Origin of the sequence: Streptomyces sp. Je 1-4 4N24 (genome assembly GCF_026239515.1) — a bacterium.
GTDB lineage: Bacteria > Actinomycetota > Actinomycetes > Streptomycetales > Streptomycetaceae > Streptomyces > Streptomyces nigrescens.
The window spans coordinates 3,321,745-3,347,858 of the sequence record NZ_CP110836.1 but is presented as its reverse complement, the minus strand read 5'-3'; the positions used below and the strand labels follow the sequence as shown (position 1 = coordinate 3,347,858).

Below are 26,114 nucleotides of genomic sequence, written 5' to 3'. Positions count from 1 at the left end.
CCCCATGATGAGCGCGACCAGCACCCTCGCCCTGACGCACTTCGTCACCCTTGCCGACAGCTTCGACAAGAACAAGGTGACCCCCGGCGTCCTCGGCTTCATCGTCTTCGCGGTCATCGGCGGCGCCGTGTGGCTGCTGATGAAGTCCATGAACAAGCACATGAAGAAGGTGGATTTCGAGGAGCCGGACGGCGGCGAGGCAGGCACCACCGCCTCCGCCGCCGCACCGGCCACCGAGCCGAAGACCAGCTGACGGCGGGGCCGCCGGCCCCGCCGCGAGGACCGCTCGGCCCACGGAGCCGGCCGCTCCGTGCGGACCGGGTGGTCCATGGAGACCGGGTGGCGGTCGACGGCCGGCCGATGGCCAAGGCCGGCTGACCGGCCCGGCGGCTCGTCGGTCCGAGCGGCCGGCGAGCCGGGCCCGGGTGCCCGAGGGCGTGTCCGCCCTCGGGGCACCATCGGTGTGCGGACGGCGGGGGAGAGCCCGGCGTGCATGACGGCGCCCGCCCCGGCCCGCTCCGCCGTCACTCCGTGCCGGACGGGGCGATCAGCACTCCCATGACCTCGCGCGCATGGCGGTTCGGCACCATGCCCAGCCGCCATGCCTGCCACCCCGACTCCGGCTCCACCCCGCGGTCCAGCAGCAGCGCGAACGCCTCCGCGCAGTCCTCCAGCTTGGAATCGCGGGCCGCATGCTTCTCCCGGACCAGCTGCGCCAGCTCCTCCTGGGCGACGGCCGCGCCCACCACGGAGCCACCGGGCGAGGCGAGCGGCAGCAGCGTGCAGCGCAGGAACCGCGCCCAGTCCTCGCCGCGCCGGTCGCCGTAGCCGGCGAAGAGCCGCGCCGCCTCGTCGGCCAGCTCCAGCGCCTGCGCCGCCCGGCCGTTGCCGGCGTCGATGATCAGCAACTCCAGGCAGGACCACGCCTCCCCGTGCGGCACCCCGATCCGCTGGAAGTCCTTACGGGCGTCCTGCAGCAGCTGCCGGGCGAAGCCGCTGTTGCGCAGCGAGCCGGTCTGCTCGGCCCGCAGATCACGGGTGACCCGCCCCGAATGGTGCCGGGCGCAGGCGAGACCGTAGGCGTCCTGCATCCGGCTGAACATCGTCCGGGACCGCTCCAGCTGCCGCAGCGCCGCATCGTGTTCCCCGCGCTCCTCCAGCGCCTGGCCCAGGTAGTACATCGTCCAGGCCTCACCGCGGGCGTCCTCGTGCTGATGGTGCAGCGGCAGCGCCTGCCGCAGCTGGTCCACCGCGGGCCCCGGATCGCCGTCCACCAGCCGGGCGCGCGCCAGCTGCGTCATCGCCCAGGCCTCGCCGCGCTCGTCGTGGGTACGGCCGTAGAGCTCCATCGCCGCCTGCAGGGCGCGCTCCGCTGCCGGCACATCGCCCCTGCGCAGATGCACCTGGCCGAGCTGGAAGTGCGCCCAGGCCTGGCCGTGCACGCTCTCGCTCTCCTCGTGGAGCTCCAGCGCCTCATGGAGCATGGTGAGGGCCTCGGCGATCTGTGCGCGGTCCCGCTCCACCGCCGCCAGGGCGTGCAGCGTCCACGCCCGGTCGCCGTGCATATCGGCGCCGGACTGCAGCTCCAGCGCCTCCCGGAGCTTGGCCGAGGCCTCGGTGAGATTGCCCTGCTGCTGGAGCGTGATGCCCAGATCGCGCAGCGCACGGGCGGCGCCCGCCGGATGCTGCGCCTCGAAATACAGATCGACCACCGACGACAGGGTGGTGCGCGCCTTGTCCAGCTCGCCGAGCTGCCGGGCCGCCACACCCGTGCGCCACTGCACCGAGCGGACCAGCAGCCCCTGCCCGACGGCCCGGGTCAGTTCGCTCAGCTCGCCCAGCCGGTAGAGATCGCCGCGCAGCAGGCAGTAGTCGGCCAGTGCGCCCAGCAGATGCGAGACCGCCGCCTGGTCCACGCCGTGGTCGGCATGGCGCAGCGCGGACGTGATGAAGCTGGTCTCGTCGTCCAGCCACTGCAGGGCCGCGTCCAGGGAGGTGAAGCCGTGCGAGCCGAAGCGGTCGGCACGGGTGGAGGTGCGGCCGTCGACCAGCCGGATGACGGAGTCGGCCAGCTCCGCATAGCCGCGGATCAGCCGCTCCTGGGCCGCGCCGCGCTCGCCCGGCTCCTCCTCGTCCACCAGCCGGTCGTGCGCGAAGCGGTGCACCAGGGCATGCAGGCGGTAGCGCTCGCCGCGGACATGCTCGATCAGCCCCGCGCGGGCCAGCGTCGTCAGCTGACGCTCCGCCTCGGCCTGTTCGACGCCCAGCAGCGCCGCCGAGGCCGCCGCCCCCAGGCTCGCCCGGCCCACCAGCGCCAGCCGGCGCAGTAGCCGCCGGGCCGCCTCGGACTGGTCGGAGTAGCGCAGCCACAGCGCACGCTCCACCGGCGACCGCCGCTCATGGGCCGCCAGGTCCGTGGCCAGCGCGGTGGCGGTGCGCGCACCGAGCGAGGAGCCCGCCACCCGCAGCGCCAGCGGCAGCCCCGCGCACAGCCCGGAGATCTCCTCGATCGCCCGTGAGTCGTAGGGGCCCGCCGCGTCCGGGCCCTCACTGCCGCCCGCGGTAGTGGCCCGCAGCAGTTCTTCGGTGCCCGCGGCGTCCAGCGGTCCCACCGGCAGCTGATGCACCCATGCCTGGAGGTCCTCGGGCAGCTCCAGCGGTGTACGGGAGGTGACCAGCACCAGGCTGTCGGACCGCTCCGGCACCAGCGTGCGCACCTGCTCCGCATCCGCGGCGTCGTCCAGCAGCACCGTCACCGGCAGACCGGTCAGATGGTGGTGATACAGCTCGGTGAGCCGCTTGACCTGCTGATCCTGGGACGGCCGCTCGCGGAACAGCAGCTGCTCGCGGGGCGCGCCCAGCCGGTTGAGCAGATGCAGCAGCGCGTCCCGGGTCGGCAGCGGCACTTCCCCGGGGGTGTCACTGCGCAGATCCACCACACACGCGCCGCGGAACTGATCACGCAGCTGATGGGTGGCCCGCACCGCCAGCGCCGTCCGGCCCGACCCCGGCTCGCCGTGCAGCACCACCACCGTCGGCTTGGTTTCCGTGCTCGCACGGGCCGCATGCACCCACTGGGCGATCTGTGTCAGCTCCGCCCGGCGTCCGGCGAACGGGCCGTCCGGACGCGGTAGTTGGGCGAACGAATGCTCCAGTACGGACCGCTGGCGGGCCGCCGCGCTGCGGTCAGCGCCGCGCAACTGCGGACCACGGGTGGCCGTCGCGGCGGCCGGCTTGGACGCCGTGCCGCTGCCGCGGGCCGCCGCCGTCAGCATCCGCTGCTGGTCCAGAAAGGGCCGGATGCCCCGCACCTCCAGTGCGGTCAGCCACTGCAGCCGCAGCTGCTGGGCGCCACCCGGCTGGCCGAGCCTCCCGGCCTCCTGGTGCGCCGCAGGCCAGTGGCCCGCGGTCAGCTTCACGACCGTGGCCGCCGCCCCCGCGACCACCACGGCGGCGCCCGCGCCCAGCGCGGCGGCCGCGCCCGTGCCGTACGCCAGGTCCGCACCGCAGGCCGCCACCGCCGCCGCGGCCGTCGCCACCGCGGGGGTCCCCAGCTCCTTGCGGGTCAGCCGCCGGCCCAGCGAGGGCTGGCCGGCGGCCGCCTCGTCCAGCGCCCGGACGTACGCGGTGTACTCCTCGGCGGCGCTGCCCGACAGCTCCTCCAGCGCCGAGCGCGCCCTGCTGAGCAGCGTGTCCCCGTCGAGCCGCCCGCCCGAGCGCCGCACCTCTTCCTCGATCGCCCTGGTCAACAGCGCTTCCGCTTCCGCCCGGTGGCCGTCGCGCAGCACAGCCAGTGAGCCCGGCATGCCATCCCCCTCCAGCAGTTCCAGCAGTCTCCGGCGGTGATCGTCGCCGCACGCTCAGTGTTCCGCGTCCGCACGAATTCCGGCAGGGCTGTGGACAACTCCCTCCGCTCCCGGCTCACCGGTCCCCGTTGGGAGAGGATGGACCCATGCCGAACCGCCTGGCTCATGAGACTTCCCCGTATCTGCTCCAGCACGCCGACAACCCCGTCGACTGGTGGCCGTGGTCCGCCGCCGCGTTCGAGGAGGCCCGGCGGCGTGGGGTGCCGGTGCTGCTCAGCGTCGGCTACAGCTCGTGCCACTGGTGCCATGTGATGGCGCACGAAAGCTTCGAGGACCCGGCCACCGCCGCGCTGCTCAACGAGCACTTCGTGTCCGTCAAGGTCGACCGCGAGGAGCGCCCGGACGTCGACGCCGTCTACATGGAGGCCGTGCAGGCCGCCACCGGCCAGGGCGGCTGGCCCATGACCGTCTTCCTCACCCCGGACGCCGAGCCCTTCTACTTCGGTACGTACTTCCCGCCCGAGCCCCGCCACGGCATGCCGTCGTTCGGGCAGATCCTCGACGGCGTACGCAGTGCCTGGGCCGACCGCCGCGACGAGGTCGGCGAGGTCGCGGGCCGGATCGTCGCCGACCTCGCCGGACGGTCCCTGACCGAATCGCTGCCCGCGGACCGGCGGCCGCCGCGCCCCGAGGAGCTGCACGGCGCCCTGATGGGCCTGACCCGCGAATTCGACGCGGTGCACGGCGGATTCGGCGGCGCGCCCAAGTTCCCGCCGTCCATGGTGCTGGAATTCCTGCTCCGCCACCACGCCCGCACCGGCTCCGAAGGAGCCCTGGAAATGGTGCAGGCGACCTGCGCGGCGATGGCCCGCGGCGGCATCTACGACCAGCTCGGCGGCGGTTTCGCGCGTTATGCGGTGGACGCCACCTGGACCGTGCCGCACTTCGAGAAGATGCTCTACGACAACGCCCTGCTGTGCCGGACCTACGCCCATCTGTGGCGGTCCACCGGCTCGGACCTGGCCCGCCGGATCGCCGTCGGGACCGCCGACTTCATGGTCCGCGAACTCCGTACCGAACAGGGCGGTTTCGCCTCCGCACTGGACGCGGACAGCGATGACGGCTCGGGCACCGGCAAGCATGTCGAGGGCGCCTACTACGTCTGGACACCCGGGCAGCTGCGCGCCGTACTGGGCGACGAGGACGCGGAATTCGCCGCCACCACCTTCGGCGTCACCGAGGAGGGCACCTTCGAGGAGGGCGCCTCGGTCCTCCAACTCCCGGACACCGAAGGCCCGGTGGACGCCGAGCGGGTGGCCTCCGTCAAGCGGCGGCTGCTCGCGGCGCGGGAGGAGCGGCCGCGCCCCGGCCGCGACGACAAGGTCGTCGCCTCCTGGAACGGGCTGGCCATCGCCGCGCTCGCCGAAACCGGTGCCTACTTCGACCGGCCGGATCTGATCCAGGCCGCCACCGACGCCGCCGACCTGCTGGTCCGCGTCCACATGGACTGGCACGCCCGGCTGCACCGCACCTCCCGCGACGGCACCCCCGGCGCCAACTCCGGTGTCCTGGAGGACTACGCCGATGTCGCGGAGGGTTTCCTCACCCTGGCCTCGGTCACCGGGGAGGGCGTGTGGGTGGAGTTCGCGGGCTTCTTCCTGGACACCGTGCTGCTCCAGTTCAGCACCGAGGACGGCGCGCTCTACGACACCGCGGCCGACGCCGAGGCGCTGATCCGCCGCCCCCAGGACCCGACCGACAACGCGACGCCCTCCGGCTGGACCGCGGCGGCCGGAGCCCTGCTCTCGTATGCGGCGCTCACCGGCAGCAACCTCCACCGGGACGCCGCGGAGCGGGCCCTGGGCATCGTCACCGCGCTCGGCGGCCGGGTCCCGCGCTTCATCGGATGGGGTCTGGCCGTCGCCGAGGCCGCACTGGACGGGCCGCGCGAGGTCGCGGTCGTCGGCCCGCAGGGCGATCCGGCCACCGTGGCGCTGCACCGCGCCGCGCTGCTCGGCACCGCCCCCGGGGCGGCCGTCGCGCTGGGCGCCCCCGGGGCCGACGAGGTACCGCTCCTCCAGGACCGCCCTCTGGTCGACGGCCGGCCGGCCGCCTATGTCTGCCGCCACTTCACCTGCGAGCGGCCGACGACCGACCCGGAGGAGCTGACGGAGCGACTCCGGGGATGAGCCGCAGGCCCCTGGGACGCCCGGATCGGCGGGCCGTCCCAGGGGCCCCGCCGCCGGTCCTAGGACCAGCGACGGAGTTGCCCTTGACGTGCGCGTCAAGTTCTAGCCTCGGCGCATGACACACCGCACACACCGCGAAGTCCGCCTGACCACCCGCCCCCAGGGGCCGGTCACCGATGACCTCTTCGAGATCGTGGAGGTGCCGGTCCCGGAACCCGGACCCGGCCAGGTGCTGGTACGCAACACCGTGATGGGCGTCGCCGCCGTGATGCGCACGCTGATGGACGAGAACAACGTCGTGCCGGTGCCCGCCTATGAGGTCGGCGAGCCGCTGAACGGGCCCGCCCTCGGCGAGGTGGTCGCCGCCCCGGGGACCGACCTCACGCCAGGCGACCTGGTGGAACACCGCCTCGGCTGGCGCGAATACGCCCTGCTGGACGCCGACGGCGTACACCGGCGCGACCCCGCCCTGATGCCCGACCCGGCCGCCTACCTCTCCCAGGGGGCCACCGCCTGGATGGGCATCGTGCGCGGTGCCGAAGTGCGCCCCGGGGACACGGTCTTCGTCACCGGGGCGGCCGGTGGCGTGGGCTCCCTGGCCGGTCAGATCGCCCGGCTGCGCGGCGCCGCCCGGGTGATCGGCAGCACCGGGTCGCAGGAGAAGGCGGAACGGCTCATCAAGGAATTCGGCTATGACGCGGTGGTGATCCGCGGCGCCGGCCCCATCGAGGAGCAGCTGCGTGCGGCGGCCCCGGAAGGCATCGACGCGCTCTTCGACAACGTGGGCGGCGAACAGCTGGGGGCCGCCATCGCCGTCGCCAACACGGGTGCCCGGCTCGCCCTCGTAGGGGCGTTGTCCAGCCAGCTGTCCGAGGACGGCAAGCCTCATACGACCGAGATCGACACCCTCTCGCTGCTCGCCCGCAACATCACCCTGCGCGGTGTCGCCCTGCACGCGCACATGGATCTGATCCCCGAGTGGAACCAGCGGTTCGGCGAGGGGCTGCGCGACGGCACCCTCACCTTCCCGCACTCCCGGCTGCACGGCATCGAGCAGGCGCCGCGGGCACTGCGCGAACTGACCGAGGGACGCCATCTGGGCGCCGTACTCGTGGAGTTGTGAGCAGGGGCGCCGGGAGAGCGCGGGCGGAGTGAGGAAACCACCGCTGTCAGACGCCGGTTGTAGCCTCGCAGCGTGACGACCTTGCTCGGGAAGCGATCCCTTGTCCAGGAAGCCGCGGCGCTACGGGCCGGCACGGACGACCCCGTCGACGCGGTCATCCGCTCGTGCGACCGTATCGACACCGTCGATCCGCAGGTGCGGGCCTTCGTGCCCGAGGACGGGCGGCGTACCCGGCTCCTGGAGGCGGCGCGGCGGACTGCCGCCGATGTGCGGGACCCCGCCGGCCGGCCCGCCCTCCATGGCGTCCTCGTGGGCATCAAGGACATCGTGCAGGTCGACGGGTTGCCCACCCGCGCGGGCTCGGCGCTGCCGTCCGAGGTGCTCGGCGGCTCCCAGGCCGCCGTCGTCGACCGGCTGTGCGCCGCCGGTGCGCTGATCGCGGGCAAGACCGTGACCGCGGAGTTCGCCGTCACGGCCCCGGGCCCGACCCGCAATCCGCACAACCCGGCGCATACGCCCGGCGGTTCAAGCAGCGGTTCGGCGGCCGCGGTCGCCGCCGGGATGGTGCCGCTGGCCATCGGGACACAGACCGTGGGCTCGATGATCCGGCCCGCCGCATACTGCGGAGTGGTCGGCTTCAAGCCGAGCTACGGGCGGATACCGGTCGACGGGGTGATCCCCAACGCCACGAGTTTCGACACCCTGGGCTGCTACGCCACGGATGTGGCGGGTGTCGCCCTGGCGGCGTCGGTGCTGGTCGACGGGTGGCGAGGGGGGCACCCGCTGAACGAAGCCGGCCGGAGTGCCCGGTGGAGGAACCCGGCGGGGCGCGGGCCGCGCCCGGTGCTGGGCGTGCCGTCCGGCCCCTACCTGGAGCGCGCCGGCGACGAGGCCCTGCGCGCCTTCGAGGAGCAGCGGGAGCTGCTGCGGGCCGCCGGGTACGCCGTCCACGAGGTGCCGGTGATGGACGACTTCGAGCAGATCGTGGAGCAGCTGCGCACGATGAACCGCTATGAAGTGGCGCGGGCGCACCAGGAATGGTTCACCCGCTTCGGCGACCGCTATCGCCAGGAGACCACGGCGGCCATCCGGGAGGGCCGGACGATCGGCGACGCCGCCTACGAGGCGGCCCGGGCACGGCGCAGCGCCTTTCGCGCACGGCTCGCGGCGGACCGCGCCGCGGCCGGTATCGATCTGTGGATCGCCCCGTCGGCCACCGGGCCGGCGCCCGCCGGACTCACCACCACCGGCGCCTCGATCATGTGCCTGCCGTGGAGCAACGCCGGGCTGCCGTCCGTCAGCCTGCCCGCGGGGCACGCCGCCAACGGGCTGCCGATGGGACTCCAGCTCATCGGCGGATCCGGCGCGGACGAAGACCTGCTCCACGGGGCGGCAGGCATCGAGCACGTACTCAACGAGGACATGCTCAACAGGGGCGGGCGGAACACGGCCGTGCCCAACCAGAGCGCACGGAACGTCGGCGGCCCACGGAGTGCGGGCCGGCGTCCGGGCCCGGAACGGGCGGACTGAGTACGGCGACGAAGGAGGGGGAGATGCGCATCGGGGACGCCGCGGCGGCTGCCGGAATGACACCGCGGGCGCTGCGCTACTACGAACAGCAGGGGCTGGTGACGGCCCGTAGGACACCGTCCGGCCATCGGGTGTACGACGAGGAGGACATCCGGCGGCTGCGGGCGGTGCGCGAACTCCGGGACGCGGGGCTGACGGTCGGGGACGTACGGGCCTTCGCCCATCTGCTGCGCAGGGTGCCGGCCGACGAGGTGCCGGACCTGCTCTCCCAAGAACCCCGTCTGGGCCGCTGTTCGGCCGTGGAGACGGTGGCCCGGCGCCGGCTCGCCGACCTGGATGCCCGTATCGCGCGGTTGTTGCACCTCCGGGCGCGACTCGCGGCGCGCCTGGGCGAACCGGAGGCCGAGGCGACGGAGCCGGCCGCACCGGACGGCACGGTACGCGCGGGGGCGGACAGCGGCGCGCTCTTCCGGCTGGAGGACGCGCGTGCCCCGGACGCCCCCGCCGTCAGAGCGTGAGGCCCCGCGCCAGCACATCCATCGTCTGGTCGATCAGCGCCTCCAGTTCGGCGCTCTCGCCGCCCTCGACCCAGTTCAGCATCGCCTCCTGGAGCGCGGCCAGGATCGCCGCGCTGATCACCCGAAGCTCCAGATCGTCGGCGGGGCGGCCGGTGCGCTCCGCCAGCACGGCGCTGATCAACGCGGCGTCCCGGGCGGTGTTCTCGGCCGTACGGCCCCGGATCGCGGGTACTTCACGGATCAGCCGGATGCGCTGGACGAGTTCGCCGCGGTCGGCAGCGGCGATCTCGCGCAGCGCCTCGACCGTGACCCGCCGCATCGACTCGACCATGGGCTCGTCCGCGGGACGGGCCCGCAGCCCGGCCTCCAGCGCGGTGTCGTACTCGTCGGTGAGCACGATGTCTTCCTTGGTCGGGAAGTAGCGGAAGACCGTGCTCGGTGAGACATCGGCGGCCTCGGCGATCTGGTCGATGGGGGTCGCGTCGTACCCCTGCTCCTCGAAGAGCCGGTAGGCGGCCCGCCGGATCGCCTGCCGGGTCTGGATCTTCTTCCGCTCCCGCAGCCCGATCTTCGGTGTCCCGGGCGGCGTGGTGGCAGAGGTACGTGCGGAGACCATGCGCAGCATTGTCAGGCATCAGGTGTCCCGGAGGCCACGGCCGGGCCCAACCCCCGTACGGCGCCCCGTACGAGGGCGGAAACGGCCGTCGGCACCGCCGCGGAAATTCCACGGCCTTGACTGTCAGTGGGGTGTGTCACGCTGTGGCGTGGGAATGGTCACTGTGAGTGAGATGCAGGGGATGGGTGGAGGTGTCCCGTGAAGGTCCCGGTTCTGCGGAGACCCCGGTTCTGCGAAGGTCCCGATACGGCGCATGGCCGCGGCCGGGAAGGCCGCGGCCATGGGGCGCGGGGGATCGGGGGCGCCGGCCACTCGGGCCGGGGTGCCTCAGGCGTGCGTGTAGGCCACCAGGGAGATACCGACGTAGTGCACGACGAAGGCCGCCAGGGTGAAGGAGTGGAAGACCTCGTGGAAGCCGAACCACCGAGGTGAGGGGTTGGGGCGCTTGAGCCCGTAGATGACGCCGCCGGCGCTGTAGAGCAGTCCGCCGACGATGACCAGGACGAGGACGGCGACGCCGCCGGTGTGCAGGAAGTCGGGCAGGAAAAAGACGGCGGCCCAGCCCATGGCGATGTAGCAGGGGGTGTAGAGCCAGCGTGGAGCGCCGACCCAGAAGACCCGGAAGATGATCCCGGCCAGTGCGGCCGCCCAGACCGCCCAGAGCAGCGTCTGTCCGCGGGAGCCGGGCATGAGCAGCATCGTCAGCGGCGTATAGGTGCCCGCGATGATCAGGAAGATATTGGCGTGATCGAGCCGGCGCAGTACGCCGTCGGCGCGCGGTCCCCAATTGCCGCGGTGGTAGAGGGCGCTGACCCCGAAGAGCAGGCAGGCGGTCAGGGTGTAGATGGCGCAGGCCAGGCGGCCACGGGGGCTGTCGGCGAGGGCGGTGAGTATGACGCCGGAGAGGAGTACGGCGGGGAACATTCCGGCGTGCAGCCAGCCGCGGAGTCTGGGTTTGAGGGGTGCGGCCACGGCGGCGACCGCCGCGATCGCGTGCGGAGCGGAGGAGGTCTGGCTCTCGGCGGCGTCGGGCGCGGAAGTCATGGCGCAATGCTACCTACGCGACCGTAAGTTACGGATTCATGCCGAAGTGGTGACGGTCACGAAGGCGCCCTCTGGACAGAACCCCATAACGGTCGGATGATCAAATGAGTGCGGTCGGCACCGGATGAGCGGTCACGAAGCATCCGGGTCGCAGCCCCCAAGGGGTAGACATCTAAAGAAGCGGATTTTCCCGGTCAAATCGGGCATAAATTCGTCCACACCCTCATCTAGGAGCGATCGTGGCGCGCGACAACGCGGCTCCCCCCGTCCTCACCCGTCACCAGGAGCTCATCTCCTGGGTCGACGAGATCGCAGCGATCACCCAGCCCGACCGGGTCGTCTGGTGTGACGGCTCGGAGGCGGAGTACGAGCGTCTGTGCGAGGAGCTCGTCGACAAGGGCACGTTCAAGAAGCTCGACCCGATCAAGCGCCCCAACTCGTACTACGCGGCCTCCGACCCCTCGGACGTGGCGCGGGTCGAGGACCGCACCTTCATCTGCTCCGCGAAGGAACAGGACGCCGGCCCCACCAACCACTGGAAGGACCCCGCCGAAATGCGGGCCATCTTTACCGGTGGAGACAGCAGCTTCGCTGGTGAGCAGGGCATCTTCCGCGGTGCGATGCGCGGCCGGACGATGTATGTCGTCCCGTTCTGTATGGGCCCGCTCGGCTCCCCGCTCTCCGCGATCGGCGTGGAGATCACCGACTCCGCCTATGTCGCGGTCTCGATGCGCACCATGACGCGCATGGGGCAGCCGGTCCTCGACGAACTCGGCGAGGACGGCTTCTTCGTCAAGGCGGTGCACTCCCTGGGCGCGCCCCTGGCCGAGGGCGAGGCCGACGTGCCGTGGCCGTGCAACTCCACCAAGTACATCTCGCACTTCCCCGAGGACCGCGAGATCTGGTCCTACGGCTCCGGCTACGGCGGCAACGCCCTGCTCGGCAAGAAGTGCTACGCGCTGCGTATCGCCTCCGTCATGGCGCGTGACGAGGGCTGGCTCGCCGAGCACATGCTGATCCTCAAGCTCACCCCGCCGCAGGGCGAGCCCAAGTACGTCGCCGCCGCCTTCCCGAGCGCCTGCGGCAAGACCAACCTCGCGATGCTGGAGCCGACGATCTCCGGCTGGACCGTAGAGACCATCGGTGACGACATCGCCTGGATGCGCTTCGGCGAGGACGGCCGCCTCTACGCCATCAACCCCGAGGCCGGCTTCTTCGGTGTCGCGCCCGGCACCGGCGAGCACACCAACGCCAACGCCATGAAGACGATGTGGGGCAACTCCGTCTTCACCAATGTCGCGCTCACCGACGACGGCGATGTCTGGTGGGAGGGCATGACCGAGGAGAAGCCCGCCCATCTGACCGACTGGAAGGGCAACGACTGGACCCCGGAGTCCGAGACCCCGGCCGCCCACCCCAACGCCCGCTTCACCGTCCCGGCCGGCCAGTGCCCGATCATCGCGCCCGAGTGGGAGGACCCCAAGGGCGTGCCGATCTCGGCGATCCTCTTCGGCGGCCGTCGCGCCAGCGCGGTGCCGCTGGTGACCGAGTCGCTGACCTGGCAGCACGGTGTCTTCCTGGGCGCCAATGTCGCCAGCGAGAAGACCGCCGCGGCCGAGGGCAAGGTCGGCGAGCTGCGCCGGGACCCGTTCGCCATGCTGCCGTTCTGCGGTTACAACATGGGCGACTACATGGGTCACTGGGTCAAGGTCGGTGCCGACAAGGACCAGTCCAAGCTGCCGAAGATCTACTACGTCAACTGGTTCCGCAAGGACGACAAGGGCCGCTTCGTGTGGCCGGGCTTCGGCGAGAACGGCCGGGTGCTCAAGTGGATCGTCGAGCGGCTGGAGGGCAAGGCCGAGGGCGTCGAGACCGCCATCGGTGTGCTGCCCACGAAGGAGGCGCTGGACACCGAGGGCCTCGACCTCGACGACGCCGACCTCGACTTCCTGCTCACCGTCGACAAGGACGTGTGGCGCGAGGAGGCGGCGCTGATCCCCGAGCACCTCAACACCTTCGGTGACCACACGCCGAAGGAGCTGTGGGACGAGTACCGCGCACTGGTCCAGCGGCTCGGCTAGTCACCGCCGCGCACACCGACCGGGCCGGGGCCCCGCACATGAGGTGCGGGGCCCCGGCTCGTGGGTGCCCGCCCCGCACGCGTCCGCCCGTACGGGCCCGCCTCATGTTCCCCGTCCGTAGCCGGAGTTCGGGCCGGCCGGGCATGGCGCTCGCGCTGAGTGACCGGGCGGCGGCACGGACCGTGCGCGTGAAGAGATGCCGGCCGGTTGGGCCGGTGGAGTGACGCGGGCGGGCGGCTCCGGGCCGCGGGGTACCGTCCGCCCCGGGCTCAGGCCGCGGGGTCCCGTCCGCCCCCGGCCTCAGGCCGTGGCGAGGTCCCGGTCCCGCAGTGCCGCGGTGTGGGCCTCCATCCGCTCCGCCGCCAGGTTCATGGCCGCGGAGTCGCCCCGGGAGGTGGCGACCGCCAGGGCGTTCCCGGCCAGGGTGTGGGCGCGCTGCTGGAGGGCCTCGATCCGGGCCGGGGCGCCGCCGTCGGTGGGCTCGGCGCGCAGCGGATAGTGGCCGCCGCTCAGCCGCGCGACCTGCTCGGCGATGCGCTCGGCGGCGGAAGCCAGCGCGGCACCGTCCAGCGCGGCGCCGGCCGGCCCGGTCTCCTGTGCGCCGCCGTCCGTCCGCGTCGCCAGCGCATGCAGCTCATCGGTGACGGTGAGCAGGGCGGTCAGCTGGCCGGCGAGCCGGATGTCCAGCTCCTGTTCGCGTGAGCGGTGCGGGATCTCCGGGGCGGCGGCCATGGTGTGGACCGACTTGGTGCGGATCGGTTCGTACATGGGACGGCCTCCTGAAAACGTCTAGGAGACCATCCTAGCTTAGACACTGTCTAAAGTTATGGCGCGTACAGAAAATTGCTCCGGGTCAGTACTGTCCGTAACCGTCGAGGAAGGAGCCGATCCGGGTGACGGCATCCGCCAGGTCGTCCTTGCTGGGCAGTGTGACCAGGCGGAAGTGATCGGGCTCCGGCCAGTTGAAGCCGGTGCCGTGCACGATCATGATCTTCTCCTCGCGCAGCAGATCGAGCACCATCTGCCGGTCGTCCTTGACCTTGTAGACCTTGGGATCCAGCCGCGGGAAGGCGTACAGCGCGCCCTTGGGCTTGACGCAGCTGACCCCGGGAATCTGTGTCAGCAGCTCGTACGCCGTGTCGCGCTGCTCCAGCAGCCGGCCGCCGGGCAGCACCAGATCGTTGATCGACTGACGGCCGCCGAGCGCGGTGGCGACCGCGTGCTGGGCCGGCATGTTGGCGCACAGCCGCATGTTGGCGAGGATCGTCAGCCCCTCGATGTACGAGGAGGCGTGCGCCTTCGGGCCGCAGACCGCCATCCAGCCGCTGCGGTAGCCCGCCACCCGGTACGACTTGGACAGCCCGTTGAAGGTCAGGGTCAGCAGGTCGGGGGCGAGTGAGGCGAAGGGGGTGTGGGTGACGCCGTCGTAGAGGATCTTGTCGTAGATCTCGTCGGCGCAGACGATCAGGTTGTGCCGGCGGGCGATCTCCGCGATACCGCGCAGCAGCTCGTCGTCGTACACGGCACCCGTGGGGTTGTTCGGGTTGATGACGACGATGGCCTTGGTGCGGTCGGTGACCTTGCGCTCGATGTCGGCGAGGTCCGGCATCCAGTCCGCCTGCTCATCGCAGCGGTAGTGCACGGCCGTGCCACCGGAGAGCGAGACGGACGCCGTCCACAGCGGATAGTCCGGGGCCGGGACCAGCACCTCGTCCCCGTCGTCCAGCAGGGCCTGCATCGACATCTGGATCAGCTCGGAGACGCCGTTGCCCAGGTAGATGTCGTCGACGGAGAGGTCGATGCCCTGCGTCTGGTAGTGCTGCATCACCGCGCGGCGGGCGGAGAGCAGGCCCTTGGCGTCCCCGTAGCCGTGCGCCGTCCCGACCGTGCGGAGGATGTCCTCCAGGATCTCGGGCGGGCACTCGAAGCCGAACGCTGCCGGGTTTCCGGTGTTGAGCTTGAGGATGCGGTGACCCGCCGCCTCCAGCCGCATGGCCTCCTCAAGCACCGGGCCACGGATCTCGTAGCAGACGTTGGAGAGCTTCGTTGACTGGATCACCTGCATGTCCGCCACCTTACGGGCGTGTTTCGGTGGCCGCCCGGTGTTTTTCCCCACGTTGATCAGCCGACGGTGTGGACTTCCTCACGCCCGGTGACGGAGTGGGGGTGTGGTGCCGGTTCCGCGGGGGCCCCACGGGCGGGGGCATGCGCCGCTACGCTCCGACACATGCCCACCTCGGCACCGTTACCCCAGGCCGCACCGCCGTCTGCCGCACGTCCGTCGGCCGCACCCCCGTCACCCGGTCCGTTCGCGCTGCTCAACGATGAGCCGGTGGCCGAGTCCGGTGCGGATCTGCTCGGCGCCGGCCGGGCCGCCCGCCGCCTCGCCGGGCTCCTGGTCGCCTCCCGTGACTCCACCCCCTTCACCCTCGCCGTCGACGCCGGCTGGGGCATGGGCAAGAGCAGCCTGATGCGGCTGGTCGACGCGGAGCTGGCGCAGGCCCCCGAGGTGCACACCGTCTGGTACAACGCCTGGACCTCGACCGGCGCCGACGCGCTGGAAGGGCTGATCAAGTCCGTACTGATGCGGTTCGACCGGCGGGTGCTGCGGCGCGGACTGCAGCGGATCTCCGAGCGGCGCGCACTGCTGCGGGCCGTACGGTCCGTGCTGACGGTCGCAGCCGGGCCGCTCGGGGTGGCCGGCCTGGTCGACGAGCTGTGGCGCAGCCTGTCCGTCAACTCCCAGGCCCGCAACGAGATGCGCGGGGCGATCGGGGAACTGGTGCAGGAGTGGTCGCAGACCGACGACTTCCGGCCGCGCCGGCTCCTGGTCGTCTTCATCGACGACCTCGACCGCTGTTCGGAGGAGACGGTGCTCGCCGTCTGCGAGGCGGTCAAGGTCTATCTGGACGTGCCGGGGCTGGAGTTCGTCATCGGCTGCGACCGTTCGGCGCTGGCGCCCAACGGGCTGTTACGTGATCTGTCGCCCGCCGCTTCGGCGTTCATGGAAAAAATCTTCCAGACCAGCTATCGCATTCCGGTCCCCGACCAGCAGGGTGTCCGGGAGTACATCGACCGGTGCGCCCGCGCCGTCGGCATTGACCAGCTCCTGGACGAGCGGCTGACCACCCTGCTCGCGGAGCGCTCGGCCCGCAATCCGCGCCGCATCAAGCGTCTGGTGAACGGCTTCGTGCTGGAGGCGACGCTCAATCCGATGTGGGAGGACTTCCCGCCCGAGGCGGTGGTCAGGACGTTGCTGCTGCAGTATTTCTACCCCGACTTCTACCGGATGGTGGCCGGTGCCCCGGGGGCCGGTGTGGGCGATGTGATCGCCGAGTTCCGTACCTACCAGCAGGTGCGCCGGCTGCTGCGGACACCGCAATCGGTTCCCGAGGCGGAGCTGCCCCGGGTGAACCGCTTTCTCCGCGAGCACGACCTGCCGGAACAGGACCTGAGGACCGCACGGGGCGAGACCCTGAGCCGGCTGGAGCGCCAACTGCCCAGCGGTTTCCCGGAGATGGTGTCCGACCAGGAGTTCACCTCGCTGATCGAGGGGCTGGTGGCGCTGCCCCGCTCCGACGAGCTGCTGCGGCGGTTGCGCGAAGGGGCCTCGCTCCCGGCTCCGGTGCAGGCGGAGCCCGCCCCGTATGCCCAGGCGCGTCCGCCTCAGGGGCAGCTGTACGGCACGGTGTCGCCGGACCGGACCGCGGCACCCCGCGCGGATGGCCAGGTGCTGAGTGGTGTGCACATCCTGTGGGTGGACGACCGCCCGCGGAACAACGAGTCCCTGATCGCCGCCTTCAGGGCGGCGGGCGCGGCGGTGCGGATCGCCGAGGATTCCGCAGCCGCGGACGCCGCGATCGCCGTCGAACGGCCGACGCTGATCATCTCCGACATCGACCGGGGCGGCAATCCGCGGGAGGGCCTGGAGCACATCGCACGCCTGCGGCACGACGGCCGCTACGACGGCTACGTCGTCTTCTACGCGGGCCGTGTCACTCCGGAACGTATGGCGCTGGCCAAGGAGTTGCAGGCGTATCTGACGAGCGATGGGTCCGAGATCGAGCGGCTGGTCCGGCGCGCGGCCAAGGGGAAGCGGCCTCGGAGCATGACGCTGGTGGAGGGCGGGTGGGTCCCCTCCATCTGACGATCAGCCCCGACCAGGTGTCCGCCGTACCGCCCGCCCCGCCAGCACATCCGTCCGCCGCCCGTCCTCCATCACGAACCGGCCGTCGATCAGTACATGCGGGATGCCGGTGGGCAGGGTGCGCGGCGCGTCGAAGGTGGAGCCGGCGGCGACCGTTTCCGGGTCGAAGAGGACCAGGTCGGCACGGTGGCCCTCGCGTACCAGGCCGCGGTCGGGGAGCCGCAGCCGGGCGGCCGGACGGGCCGTCAGATGCGCGACACACTCCTCCAGCGACAGCACCCCCAGCTCGCGGACGTACCTGCCGAGGTACTGGGGGAAGGTGCCGTACGCGCGCGGATGCGGCTTGTCGCCCTGGAGGATGCCGTCGCTGCCGCCGGTGTGGACCCGGTGGCGCATGATCCGGCGGACGTTGTCCTCGTGGCCGACGTGCTGCAGGATCGTCGAGCCGAGGCGGTCCTCGATCAGCAGTCGGCGGGCGGTCTGCCACGGCTCCTCACCGCGCTCCACGGCACTACGGGCGACGGTCTTGCCGACGTGGTCCGCCAGTGCGGGGTGCGAGACACCGGAGATCTCGATGGTGTCCCACTCGATGGGCACCCCGTGACAGCCGTCGGCGCCCTCCACCTCCATGACGTGCCGGATGCGGGCGGCCGTCGCCTCGTCCCGGAGGCGAGCCATGATCACCCCGGGACCGCCCTCGCTCGCCCAGCTCGGCAGCATGGCGACCAGGGTCGTACAGCCGGGGGTGTACGGATAGGTGTCCAGGGTGAGGTCCGCGCCGGCGTCCAGCGCGCGGTCCAGGAGCGCGAGCAGCTCGGGCGCGCGGCCCTCGTTGACGCCGAAGTTCATGGTGGCGTGCGCCAGATGCAGCGCACAGCCGGCCTCCCGGGTGAGGGCCACCATCTCCTCGTAGGCCTGGAGGGCTCCGGCGCCGTAGGAGCGGTGGTGCGGGCAGTAGTAGCCGTCGTAGCGGGCCACCACCCGGCACAGTTCGGTCAGTTCGGCGTCGGAGGCGTACATACCGGGGGTGTAGGTCAGACCGGAGGACAGCCCGACCGCGCCCTGTTCCAGGCCCTCGGCGACGAGCTGCCGCATCCGCGCCAGCTCGTCGGCGGTGGCCGCGCGGTCGTCCCAGCCGACGGCGAGCATCCGTACGGTGCCCTGCGGGACGAGATAGGCCGCGTTGACGGCGATGCCCTGGCCGTCGAAGCCGTGGTCGAGGCGGTCGAGGTAGCCGCCGACGGTGCGCCAGCTGAAGTCGAGGGAGGTGTCCCCGGGCGCTCCCCCACTCTCGGCTTCGCTCGAGCGGGAGGTACCCCCACCGTTCCAGCCGGCGATCTGGGCGCGGACCTCGGCGAGGGTGCGGTCGTCGACCGGCGCGTACGACAGACCGTCCTGGCCGAGGACTTCGAGGGTGACGCCCTGGGCGGCCTTCGCCTCGTGCCCGGGGTCCCGCAGCAAAGCGAGGTCGCTGTGCGCGTGCATATCGATGAAGCCGGGGGAGAGGGCGAGTCCCTGGCCCTCCACCACACGGGCGGCGCCCGGACGCGGGCCCCCGTCCGACTCGCGGTGGATTTCGGCGATCCGGCCGCCGGACAGGGCGACATCGGCGCGGTAGGACGGACCGCCGGACCCGTCGATGACGCGTACGTCGCGGAACACGGTGTCCATGGTGAAGCCTGCCTCTCTCGGTGCCTCGGCGGCTCGCTGTCTCAGCGCCTCGGTACCCAGGGGACGTGCGGTCGCAGGGGCGTGGGGCCGGCGGCGCGCGCCGCGGGGGATCGGCGCGCACCGCCGGCGGTCCGGGGGCGGGCGCGGAGCTCCGGCCCGGGGGGCCGGGCGGGGCCAGGGGCGGCCCCGCCCGGCTAGAAGAAGGTACGGATGAAGTCGGTGACCGTGCCGTCCTGCTCGACGAGGGGGATCAGCTGCCACTTGTCGAAGATGGTGCAGGGGTGCGACAGCCCGAGGCCGACCCAGTCGCCGACCTCCAGATCGCCGGCGCGCTCGGTGGCGACCCAGGCGTGCTGGTCGGACAGCTTGGTGACGGTGAGGCCGTCCGCCGGCCGTTCGGTGCCGTCCCGGCCGGACCGGACGACCTGGGCCTGCGGCAGATCCAGGTCGTGCGCCGCATCGCGCTTGCCCGCGTTGAGGAACGCCTGCTCGGGCGTGGGACGGGAGACGACCTGTGCCCAGAGTCGGAAGGCGGGGTGCAGGGCGCCCTCGTCCGGGACGCGGTTGAAGGGGGTGAGGCGGCGGTAGTGGGCGTCGTCGTGCGAGACGTATGCGCCCGAGCGCAGCAGCTTGAGGACGGGGGCCGACAGCGCAGGGAGGTCCGCGAAGACCTCGGCGACCGCGTCGAACCAGGCACTGCCGCCGGCGCTGACCACGATCTGGTCGAGGTCGGCGAACCGGCCCGCCTTGTCGAACTCCACGGCCAGCGCGACCAGTCGGCGCAGATAGGCGGTCACCCGCTCCGGGGTGGCCTCGGGCACCTCGCCCTCGTAGCCGGCGACGCCCACCAGGCGCAGGGTGTCCACGCCCGCGATGGCATCGGCGAGTTCCAGGCACTCGGTCTCGGTGCGGACGCCGGTCCGCGCGCCCTCCCCGGCGCACAGTTCGATGACCACATCCACCGGGCGGGTGGCTCCGGCCTCCCGCAGTGTGCGGTCCATCAGCTCGATGCCGCGCAGCGAGTCGACGTAACAGATGAGGTGGAAGCCGGGGTCGTCGGTGAGTTCGGCGGCGAGCCAGCGCAGCGCGGCCGGGTCCACGACCTGGTTGGCGAGGAAGATCTTCTGGATGCCGAAGGCGCGGTAGACGCGGACCTGGTGGGGGACGGCGGCGGTGATGCCCCAGGCGCCGTGCTCCAGTTGGCGGGCGAAGAGCTGCGGGGCCATGCAGGTCTTGCCGTGCGGGGCGAAGGCGAGACCGTGCCGGTCGGCGTAGGTCTCCATCAGGGCGAGGTTGTGCTCGACCGACTCGGCGGAGAGGGCGAGGACGGGGGTGGTGAAACCGCCGTCGAAGAGGTTGCGGCGCTCGGCCGCCAGCTCCCGGACGGTCAGCCCTTCGGCGTCCGGCGGGAGCGCCTTGAAGCGGTGATCGACCCGTTCGTCCGCGAGTCCCTTGAGTCCCTGCGCGAGCCGTTCGCCGGCCATGGGGCCTCCTCAAAAGATCATGTTGCACCATCTGCAACGCTCATTGCGCGTATCGCTAACCGCTGTCTAACATCCGCAGCATTGCCCGGTCAATGGTGGGAAACGCGGCGGGAAACGGCCGGAACACCGAGGCTCCCGGCCCGGCACGCACCGCAGCGAAGGAGCGCAACCGATCGTGATCCAGCCCCCGGACGTCAGCGGCTCCACCGGCCCGGACGGCGCGCCCGTCCCGGTCGTCGATGTCGTCTGCCTCGGCGAGTCCATGGTCACCTTCCTGCCCCGTCTCCCCGGGCGGCTCGCCGACGTCCCCTCCTTCGACCGCGACATCGGCGGCGCCGAATCCAACGTCGCCTGCACCCTCGCCCGCACCGGTCACACCACCCGCTGGATCTCCCGGGTCGGCACCGACGGCTTCGGCGACCACCTCCTGACCGCCATCGCCGACTGCGGCGTCGACGTCGCCCATGTCCGGCGCGACCCGCTGCGCCCCACCGGCGTCTACTTCCGCACCGCCGGCGACCGCGCCACCGACACCCACGAAGTCGCCTACTACCGCGCCGGATCCGCCGCCTCCGCCATGACGGCGGACGGCCTGGACCCGGCCGCCCTCCGCGCCGGCCGGATCCTGCATCTGTCCGGCATCACGGCGGCGCTGTCCGCGGACTGCCTCGGCCTGCTGCGGGAGCTGACCGCCCGCCGCCCCGGCCGCCCGCTGCTCTCCTTCGACGTCAACTACCGGCCGGGGCTGTGGCGCGACCCCGCACAGGCCCGGGTACTGCTCGACCTCGCGCGCGGCGCGGACCTCGTGTTCGTGGGCGACGACGAGGCCCGGGACGCCTGGGGCCTGCACGGCCCCCGGGCCATCAGCCGCGCACTGCCGGAACCGCAGCTCCTGGTCGTCAAGCAGGGCAAGGCCGGAGCCACCGTCTTCCGGCGTACGGGAGGGCCGGACTTCCGGCGTACGGGAGGGCCGGACTTCCGGTGTACGGGAGAGCCGGGCGGACACCACGACGACGACACCGCCACCTCCGTCCCCGCCCTGAACGTCGACCCGGTGGCAGCCACCGGCGCCGGCGACGCCTTCGCCGCCGGTTTCCTCTCCGCCACCCTCCGCGGCCTCCCGGACCGCGACCGCCTCCGGCACGGCCATCTGTGGGCCGCCGCCGCCCTCACCGTCCCCGGCGATCTCGCCACCCCGCCGAGCCGGCCGCACGCCGACCGCTTGGCCGCCCTCGACGACACGGCCTGGGGGAGACTGCACCTCGGTCCCGGCTGGACCGACGCCGACGTATCCGGCCGCAGGGCCGACGAGGAGGTACCTACCCAGTGAACGAGCGATGCGAGACAACCACCGAGAGGCGCGCGCCGGGCGAGGGCGACGCCGGGCGGAGCGAGGTGCCGGTATGAGTCAGACCGTCGACCGCGCGCTGAGCATTCTGCCGCTGCTCGCCGAGGGGCCCGCCGACCTGGGCCAGGTCGCCGACCGGCTCGGTGTCCACAAGTCCACCGCCCTCCGGCTGCTGCGCACCCTCCACGAACACGGCTTCGTCTACCGCCAGTCCGACCAGCGCTACCGCCTCGGCGCCCGGCTCTTCGCCCTCGCCCAGCAGGCCGTCGAAAGCCTCGACGTACGCGAGATCGCCCACCCCCACCTCGTCGAACTCAACGAGAAATGCGGACACACCGTCCACCTCGCGGTCCACGAGGAGAACGAGGTCCTCTACATCGACAAGGTGGAGAGCCGCTACCCGGTCCGGATGTACTCGCGGATCGGCAAACCCGTCGCGATCACCGTCGCCGCGGTCGCCAAGCTGCTCCTCGCCGACCTCCCCGAACCCGAGCGCCGCGCCCTCGCCGAGAAGCTCGACTACCCCCACTACACGTCCCGTTCGACCCCTCACGCCACGGCGTTCCTCGCCGAGCTGGCCAAGGTCCGCGAACAGGGATGGGCCACCGACCTCGGTGGCCACGAGGAGTCCATCAACTGCGTCGCGGCGCCCGTCCGCGGCGCGGACGGGCGCCTGGTCGCCGCCATGTCGGTCTCCGCACCGAATGTCGTCGTCAGCGCCGAGGAACTCCTCAGCCTGCTCCCGCTGGTCCGCCGCACCGCCGACGCCATCAGCCGGGAGTACTCCGGAACCGCCATCCCCCCGTCATCCACTGGTCCCGTACAGGAAGCCTGACACCATGACCGAGAAGACCGCGCTCACCCCGGCCACCCACACCACCCCGCCCGCGAAGTTCTCCCACGGCGTCAAGAAGGGCAACATCCTCCAGGTCGCGGGCCAGGTCGGCTTCCTCCCGGCCGTCGAGGGCCAGGCCCCCACCCCGGCCGGTCCCACGCTGCGCGAGCAGACCCTGCAGACCCTCGCCAACGTCAAGGCCATCCTCGAAGAGGGCGGCGCCAGTTGGGACGACGCGATGATGATCCGCGTCTACCTCACCGACGTGGCGCACTTCGCCGAGATGAACGAGATCTACAACGCCTACTTCGAGGAGCAGGGCCTCAAGGAGGCCCCCGCTGCCCGCACCACCGTCTACGTCGGTCTGCCCAAGGGGCTCCTCATCGAGATCGACGCCCTCGCCGTCCTGAGCTGAGCCACCCGCTGCGCCCTTAGCGAGCCACCCGCTGTGCCTTTAGTACGTCCGCACCATCCGCCGCACGGCAGGGCACCCCGTACCGACGGGGCGCCCTGCCGCGGTCCGCCCTACCTGGAAAACCTCTGCCTGCCAACGGAGTGCCCCCATGTACCTCGCCGCCACGACCGCCGCCCCGGCCCCTCCGCCACCACCCCACACCGGTGGCCTGCTCGCCCTGATACCGGGCACCGCGGGCCTTCTGACGGTCGCCGCCCTGGGCATCGCCCTGCTCCTCGTCCTGATCATCAAGGTTCGGCTGCAGCCGTTCGTCGCGCTGCTGACCGTCTCCATCGCGGTGGGCCTGGCCGCCGGGCTCTCGGTCACCGAACTCTTCGGCACGGTCCAGAAGTCCGACGCCGTCTCGCTGATCGAGACCGGTATGGGCGGCATCCTCGGGCATGTCGCCATCATCATCGGCCTGGGCACCATGCTCGGCGCGATCCTCGAAGTCTCCGGCGGCGCCGAGGTGTTGAGCACCCGGCTGCTCCGCCTCTTCGGCGAGAAGCGCGAACCCCTCGCCATGGGCCTGACCGGCCTGATCTTCGGCATCCCGGTCTTCTTCGACGTCGGCATCTTCGTCCTCGCCCCGATCGTCTACGCGGCGGCGAAGCGGAGTGGCAAGTCCATCCTCCTCTACTGCATGCCGCTCCTCGCCGGCCTGTCCATGACGCATGCCTTCCTGCCGCCGCACCCCGGCCCGGTCGCCGCCGCCGGCCTCTTCAAGGTCGACCTGGGCTGGATCATCCTCATGGGCGTCATCTGCGGCATCCCGGCGGTGCTCGCCGCCTGGGGCTACGCCGCCTGGATCGGCAAGCGCCTCTTCGTCGACGTACCGCAGGACATGGTGGAGGCCGCCGACGAGGCCAGGGCCGCGGTCACCCGGGAAAAGGCCGCAGCGGGCCTCACGACACACGAGGAGCCGGTCTCCCTCGGCACCGTCCTCACCATCATCGGCACCCCGCTGCTCCTCATCCTCCTGGCGACCTTCTCCTCCATCGCCCTGGCCCCCTCGGCCGGCCGCTCGGTGATCGAGTTCTTCGGCCACCCCTTCGTGGCGCTGTCGATCGCCCTGCTGATGTCGTACTGCCTGCTGGGTCTCCGCCGCGGCTGGTCCCGCAGGTCCCTGGAGACCGTCTCCACCGCGTCGTTGAAGCCGGTGGGCAACATCATCCTGGTCGTCGGCGCCGGCGGTGTCTTCGGCGCCGTCCTCAAGGGCAGCGGCGTCGCCACCGCCCTCTCCGACACCTTCCACCACGTCGGCCTCCCCGTCATCGTCCTCGCCTACCTCCTCTCCCTCGTCCTCCGCGTCGCCCAGGGCTCCGCCACGGTCGCCATCGTCACCACGGCCGGCATCGTCGTCCCCCTCGTCGAGGGCCAGGGCCTGTCCCCGGCCCAACTGGCCCTGATCATCATGGCGATCTCGGCGGGGTCGATCTTTGCCTCGCATGTGAATGATGGGGGCTTCTGGATGGTGAGCAAGTACTTCGGCATCTCGGAGCGCGACACCCTCAAGTCCTGGACGGTGCTGGAATCGGTGCTGTCGGTGGCGGGGTTCGCGGTGGCGGCGCTGGTGAGCCTGGCGGTGTAGGCGCGGGTGGGGACATCCCGTCCCTGCGCGCCCATGGGGCGCCCGGCATCGGGCGCCCCCTCGGCGTCACGCCGCGTGCCCGTACTCCCGTGCCCCTTCGCGCGGCAGTACGGCCCACAACCGGGTCCCGTCGCCGGGCTCCTGGGACGCCCCGAACCCCCACTCACCGTCGCAGGCGTGCATCACACAGGCCAGCAGCAGGAGCAGGGACCGCCGCCTGCCGTCGCAGGCCGCCGCGAGACGGCGGTGGGTGTGGCGCGGGTGCCCGTCGTAGAGGCTGATGCGCAGCGCGTCGTCGCGATAGCGCAGCGACAGGTAGACGCTGTCGGACGGCGTGAACAGGCAGGCGCAGGCCGCGAGTTCGCCGATCACCTGGATCGCGGCGGCGGTCACGTCGTCCAGGCCGTGCGCCTCCAGGATCGTACGGGCGGCAGAGCGTGCGACGGCCGGACTGGCGAGCGCGGCGGGAAGCGTGAGGCTGTAGGCAAGGTTTTCCGGCACGCGAGGTGTGCGGGTGTCGACGGGGTGCGGGCAGATGGACACGGCTTCGGGCATGACAACTCCCTGTTCCACACGGGTGATTGATGACACGGCAGCCAGTGGCTTGTCTCCCTGACGCGGGCCCGCCTCTCCCAGGGGAGGAGGTCGCGGGCAGGCTCGCGCGATGCGCTTCCGACTGCATGGAGCGTAAGCGTTGCGTTACTGACTGTAGGGCAGGGTGGGTTAAATTTGCCACTCCGTCGGGAGTTTTCTGACCTTTGGTAGTTCCTCTAGCCAGTAAGACGGCAGACTTCTCAACATCACGAAGTCGGAGGGAACTTCATGGCGCAGAGGACAACGCCGACCGAACGCCAGCAGCGGCTGGGCGCCGAACTCCGGAAGCTGCGGACGACGGCAGGCATGTCCGCCGAGTACGCCGCCGGGCTGTTGGGCATCGACCGGAGCAGGCTCTCCAATATGGAGGCGGGTCTGCGCCCCATCAGCCCGGAGCGGCTACGCACTCTGGCCTGCAACTGTGACTGCCGCGACGAGAAGTATGTCGACGCGCTTGCGGCCATGACCCAGCCCAGCCGGGGCTGGTGGGAGAAGTACCGCGGCAGTCTCCCTGCCGGGCTGCTGGATATTGCCGAGTTCGAGTGGCACGCCGTACACATGCGTACCGCGCACACGGTGCACATCCCGGGCCTGCTACAGACCGGCGACCACGCCACCACGATCTTCCGCGTGGGCGTCCCTCCCATGCCGGAGCACGAGATTGCGCTGCGGGTTGCCCACCGGATGGAACGCAGGCAAGTGCTGGACGGCGATGACCCGTGCGAATACCTCGGCATCGTCCATGAGGCCGCCCTGCGGATGCAGTTCGGGGGCCGGGTGATCGCCCTCGCCCAGTTGAAGCACCTCCTCGCCATGTCCGAGCGCGACAACGTGACCTTGCGTGTCATTCCCTTCGAAGCCGGTGAGTTCCCGGGTGCCGGGCAGACCGTGATCTATGCGGAAGGCGTGGTGCCACAACTGGATGCCGTGCAGGTCGACAGCACGCATGGACCTGAGTTCCTCCACCTGGAGGCGCAGTTGACCCGGTACCGGTCCCAGTTGGACGGAATGGAACGGGTTAGCCTCTCTCCCGACCGTTCGCGCGACTTCATCCAGAGCATCGTGCGTCAACTGTGAGGGGCA

Annotated in this window: 20 protein-coding genes; 12 read left to right on the top strand and 8 right to left on the bottom strand. The window is 71.6% G+C overall.

The window, feature by feature from the left end:
- Positions 1-4: 4 nt before the first annotated feature.
- On the top strand, positions 5-253 hold the full coding sequence (locus SLV14N_RS14215) for a hypothetical protein (RefSeq protein WP_208681226.1): 249 nt from the start codon (positions 5-7) through the stop codon (positions 251-253).
- Between the two features lie 271 nt (positions 254-524).
- Here SLV14N_RS14215 and SLV14N_RS14210 read toward each other — a convergent pair whose 3' ends face one another.
- Positions 525-3,806 carry a tetratricopeptide repeat protein gene (locus SLV14N_RS14210; protein WP_208681225.1) on the bottom strand — a complete coding sequence of 1,094 codons (3,282 nt, stop codon included), beginning with the start codon at positions 3,804-3,806 and terminating at the stop codon, positions 525-527.
- 146 nt (positions 3,807-3,952) lie between these two features.
- Here SLV14N_RS14210 and SLV14N_RS14205 point away from each other — a divergent pair, with 146 nt between their 5' ends.
- The 4 genes from SLV14N_RS14205 to SLV14N_RS14190 all read left to right on the top strand — a co-directional run bounded on the left by SLV14N_RS14205 (position 3,953) and on the right by SLV14N_RS14190 (position 9,166).
- A complete protein-coding gene (locus SLV14N_RS14205) occupies positions 3,953-5,995 on the top strand; it encodes a thioredoxin domain-containing protein (RefSeq protein WP_208681224.1) in 2,043 nt (680 codons plus the stop codon).
- Between the two features lie 115 nt (positions 5,996-6,110).
- Positions 6,111-7,118 carry an NADP-dependent oxidoreductase gene (locus SLV14N_RS14200; protein WP_208681223.1) on the top strand — a complete coding sequence of 336 codons (1,008 nt, stop codon included), beginning with the start codon at positions 6,111-6,113 and terminating at the stop codon, positions 7,116-7,118.
- A 72-nt stretch (positions 7,119-7,190) separates the two neighbouring features.
- Positions 7,191-8,648, top strand: coding sequence for an amidase (locus tag SLV14N_RS14195; RefSeq protein WP_208681222.1), 1,458 nt, complete (start codon positions 7,191-7,193; stop codon positions 8,646-8,648).
- Between the two features lie 23 nt (positions 8,649-8,671).
- Positions 8,672-9,166, top strand: a complete 495-nt coding sequence (locus tag SLV14N_RS14190) for a MerR family transcriptional regulator (RefSeq protein ID WP_208681221.1) — start codon at positions 8,672-8,674, stop codon at positions 9,164-9,166.
- Here SLV14N_RS14190 and SLV14N_RS14185 read toward each other — a convergent pair.
- The gene (locus tag SLV14N_RS14185; RefSeq protein WP_208681220.1) at positions 9,156-9,782 is read right to left on the bottom strand and encodes a TetR/AcrR family transcriptional regulator; all 627 of its coding nucleotides are present in this window, start codon (positions 9,780-9,782) and stop codon (positions 9,156-9,158) included. The two genes, SLV14N_RS14190 and SLV14N_RS14185, sit on opposite strands and share 11 nt — an antisense overlap.
- Positions 9,783-10,109: 327 nt before the next feature.
- Complete coding sequence (locus tag SLV14N_RS14180; RefSeq protein ID WP_208681219.1) at positions 10,110-10,826, bottom strand: hemolysin III family protein; 717 nt, start codon at positions 10,824-10,826, stop codon at positions 10,110-10,112.
- A gap of 239 nt (positions 10,827-11,065) precedes the next feature.
- Here SLV14N_RS14180 and SLV14N_RS14175 point away from each other — a divergent pair, with 239 nt between their 5' ends.
- A complete protein-coding gene (locus tag SLV14N_RS14175) occupies positions 11,066-12,907 on the top strand; it encodes a phosphoenolpyruvate carboxykinase (GTP) (protein WP_208681218.1) in 1,842 nt (613 codons plus the stop codon).
- A 300-nt stretch (positions 12,908-13,207) separates the two neighbouring features.
- Here the strand turns inward: SLV14N_RS14175 and SLV14N_RS14170 are convergent, their stop codons facing one another.
- Complete coding sequence (locus tag SLV14N_RS14170; protein WP_208681217.1) at positions 13,208-13,675, bottom strand: hypothetical protein; 468 nt, start codon at positions 13,673-13,675, stop codon at positions 13,208-13,210.
- 85 nt (positions 13,676-13,760) lie between these two features.
- On the bottom strand, positions 13,761-14,972 hold the full coding sequence (locus SLV14N_RS14165; RefSeq protein ID WP_018089282.1) for a pyridoxal phosphate-dependent aminotransferase: 1,212 nt from the start codon (positions 14,970-14,972) through the stop codon (positions 13,761-13,763).
- Between the two features lie 162 nt (positions 14,973-15,134).
- Between SLV14N_RS14165 and SLV14N_RS14160 the strand changes: the two genes are divergently transcribed.
- Complete coding sequence (locus tag SLV14N_RS14160) at positions 15,135-17,054, top strand: P-loop NTPase fold protein (RefSeq protein ID WP_208681216.1); 1,920 nt, start codon at positions 15,135-15,137, stop codon at positions 17,052-17,054.
- Positions 17,055-17,057: 3 nt separating this feature from the next.
- On the opposite strand, the gene SLV14N_RS14155 is transcribed toward SLV14N_RS14160, so the two are convergent.
- Together SLV14N_RS14155 and SLV14N_RS14150 are read right to left on the bottom strand one after the other, a co-directional pair.
- A complete protein-coding gene (locus tag SLV14N_RS14155) occupies positions 17,058-18,725 on the bottom strand; it encodes an amidohydrolase family protein (protein ID WP_208681215.1) in 1,668 nt (555 codons plus the stop codon).
- Positions 18,726-18,919: 194 nt separating this feature from the next.
- A complete protein-coding gene (locus SLV14N_RS14150; RefSeq protein ID WP_208681214.1) occupies positions 18,920-20,209 on the bottom strand; it encodes an amino acid deaminase in 1,290 nt (429 codons plus the stop codon).
- 175 nt (positions 20,210-20,384) lie between these two features.
- On the opposite strand from SLV14N_RS14150, the gene SLV14N_RS14145 reads away from it, so the two are divergent.
- From SLV14N_RS14145 to SLV14N_RS14130, 4 genes are all read left to right on the top strand, one after another.
- Positions 20,385-21,539 carry a sugar kinase gene (locus tag SLV14N_RS14145; RefSeq protein WP_263269523.1) on the top strand — a complete coding sequence of 385 codons (1,155 nt, stop codon included), beginning with the start codon at positions 20,385-20,387 and terminating at the stop codon, positions 21,537-21,539.
- A gap of 73 nt (positions 21,540-21,612) precedes the next feature.
- Complete coding sequence (locus tag SLV14N_RS14140; protein ID WP_208681212.1) at positions 21,613-22,392, top strand: IclR family transcriptional regulator; 780 nt, start codon at positions 21,613-21,615, stop codon at positions 22,390-22,392.
- Between the two features lie 4 nt (positions 22,393-22,396).
- Complete coding sequence (locus tag SLV14N_RS14135) at positions 22,397-22,807, top strand: RidA family protein (protein ID WP_127152792.1); 411 nt, start codon at positions 22,397-22,399, stop codon at positions 22,805-22,807.
- Positions 22,808-22,955: 148 nt separating this feature from the next.
- Positions 22,956-24,437 carry a GntP family permease gene (locus SLV14N_RS14130; RefSeq protein ID WP_263269521.1) on the top strand — a complete coding sequence of 494 codons (1,482 nt, stop codon included), beginning with the start codon at positions 22,956-22,958 and terminating at the stop codon, positions 24,435-24,437.
- 66 nt (positions 24,438-24,503) lie between these two features.
- Here SLV14N_RS14130 and SLV14N_RS14125 read toward each other — a convergent pair whose 3' ends face one another.
- A complete protein-coding gene (locus SLV14N_RS14125; protein WP_263269520.1) occupies positions 24,504-24,992 on the bottom strand; it encodes an ATP-binding protein in 489 nt (162 codons plus the stop codon).
- A gap of 267 nt (positions 24,993-25,259) precedes the next feature.
- Here SLV14N_RS14125 and SLV14N_RS14120 point away from each other — a divergent pair, with 267 nt between their 5' ends.
- A complete protein-coding gene (locus tag SLV14N_RS14120) occupies positions 25,260-26,108 on the top strand; it encodes a helix-turn-helix transcriptional regulator (protein WP_263269519.1) in 849 nt (282 codons plus the stop codon).
- Positions 26,109-26,114 lie beyond the last annotated feature (6 nt).

Bases quoted from the DNA above. Each gene is read 5' to 3' on its own strand.
- SLV14N_RS14215 (WP_208681226.1), top strand. From the start codon at position 5: ATGATGAGCGCGACCAGCACCCTCGCCCTGACGCACTTCGTCACCCTT.
- SLV14N_RS14210 (WP_208681225.1), bottom strand. From the start codon at position 3,806: ATGCCGGGCTCACTGGCTGTGCTGCGCGACGGCCACCGGGCGGAAGCG.
- SLV14N_RS14205 (WP_208681224.1), top strand. From the start codon at position 3,953: ATGCCGAACCGCCTGGCTCATGAGACTTCCCCGTATCTGCTCCAGCAC.
- SLV14N_RS14200 (WP_208681223.1), top strand. From the start codon at position 6,111: ATGACACACCGCACACACCGCGAAGTCCGCCTGACCACCCGCCCCCAG.
- SLV14N_RS14190 (WP_208681221.1), top strand. From the start codon at position 8,672: ATGCGCATCGGGGACGCCGCGGCGGCTGCCGGAATGACACCGCGGGCG.
- SLV14N_RS14185 (WP_208681220.1), bottom strand. From the start codon at position 9,782: ATGGTCTCCGCACGTACCTCTGCCACCACGCCGCCCGGGACACCGAAG.
- SLV14N_RS14180 (WP_208681219.1), bottom strand. From the start codon at position 10,826: ATGACTTCCGCGCCCGACGCCGCCGAGAGCCAGACCTCCTCCGCTCCG.
- SLV14N_RS14170 (WP_208681217.1), bottom strand. From the start codon at position 13,675: ATGTACGAACCGATCCGCACCAAGTCGGTCCACACCATGGCCGCCGCC.
- SLV14N_RS14165 (WP_018089282.1), bottom strand. From the start codon at position 14,972: ATGCAGGTGATCCAGTCAACGAAGCTCTCCAACGTCTGCTACGAGATC.
- SLV14N_RS14160 (WP_208681216.1), top strand. From the start codon at position 15,135: ATGCCCACCTCGGCACCGTTACCCCAGGCCGCACCGCCGTCTGCCGCA.
- SLV14N_RS14155 (WP_208681215.1), bottom strand. From the start codon at position 18,725: ATGGACACCGTGTTCCGCGACGTACGCGTCATCGACGGGTCCGGCGGT.
- SLV14N_RS14150 (WP_208681214.1), bottom strand. From the start codon at position 20,209: ATGGCCGGCGAACGGCTCGCGCAGGGACTCAAGGGACTCGCGGACGAA.
- SLV14N_RS14140 (WP_208681212.1), top strand. From the start codon at position 21,613: ATGAGTCAGACCGTCGACCGCGCGCTGAGCATTCTGCCGCTGCTCGCC.
- SLV14N_RS14135 (WP_127152792.1), top strand. From the start codon at position 22,397: ATGACCGAGAAGACCGCGCTCACCCCGGCCACCCACACCACCCCGCCC.
- SLV14N_RS14130 (WP_263269521.1), top strand. From the start codon at position 22,956: ATGTACCTCGCCGCCACGACCGCCGCCCCGGCCCCTCCGCCACCACCC.
- SLV14N_RS14125 (WP_263269520.1), bottom strand. From the start codon at position 24,992: ATGCCCGAAGCCGTGTCCATCTGCCCGCACCCCGTCGACACCCGCACA.
- SLV14N_RS14120 (WP_263269519.1), top strand. From the start codon at position 25,260: ATGGCGCAGAGGACAACGCCGACCGAACGCCAGCAGCGGCTGGGCGCC.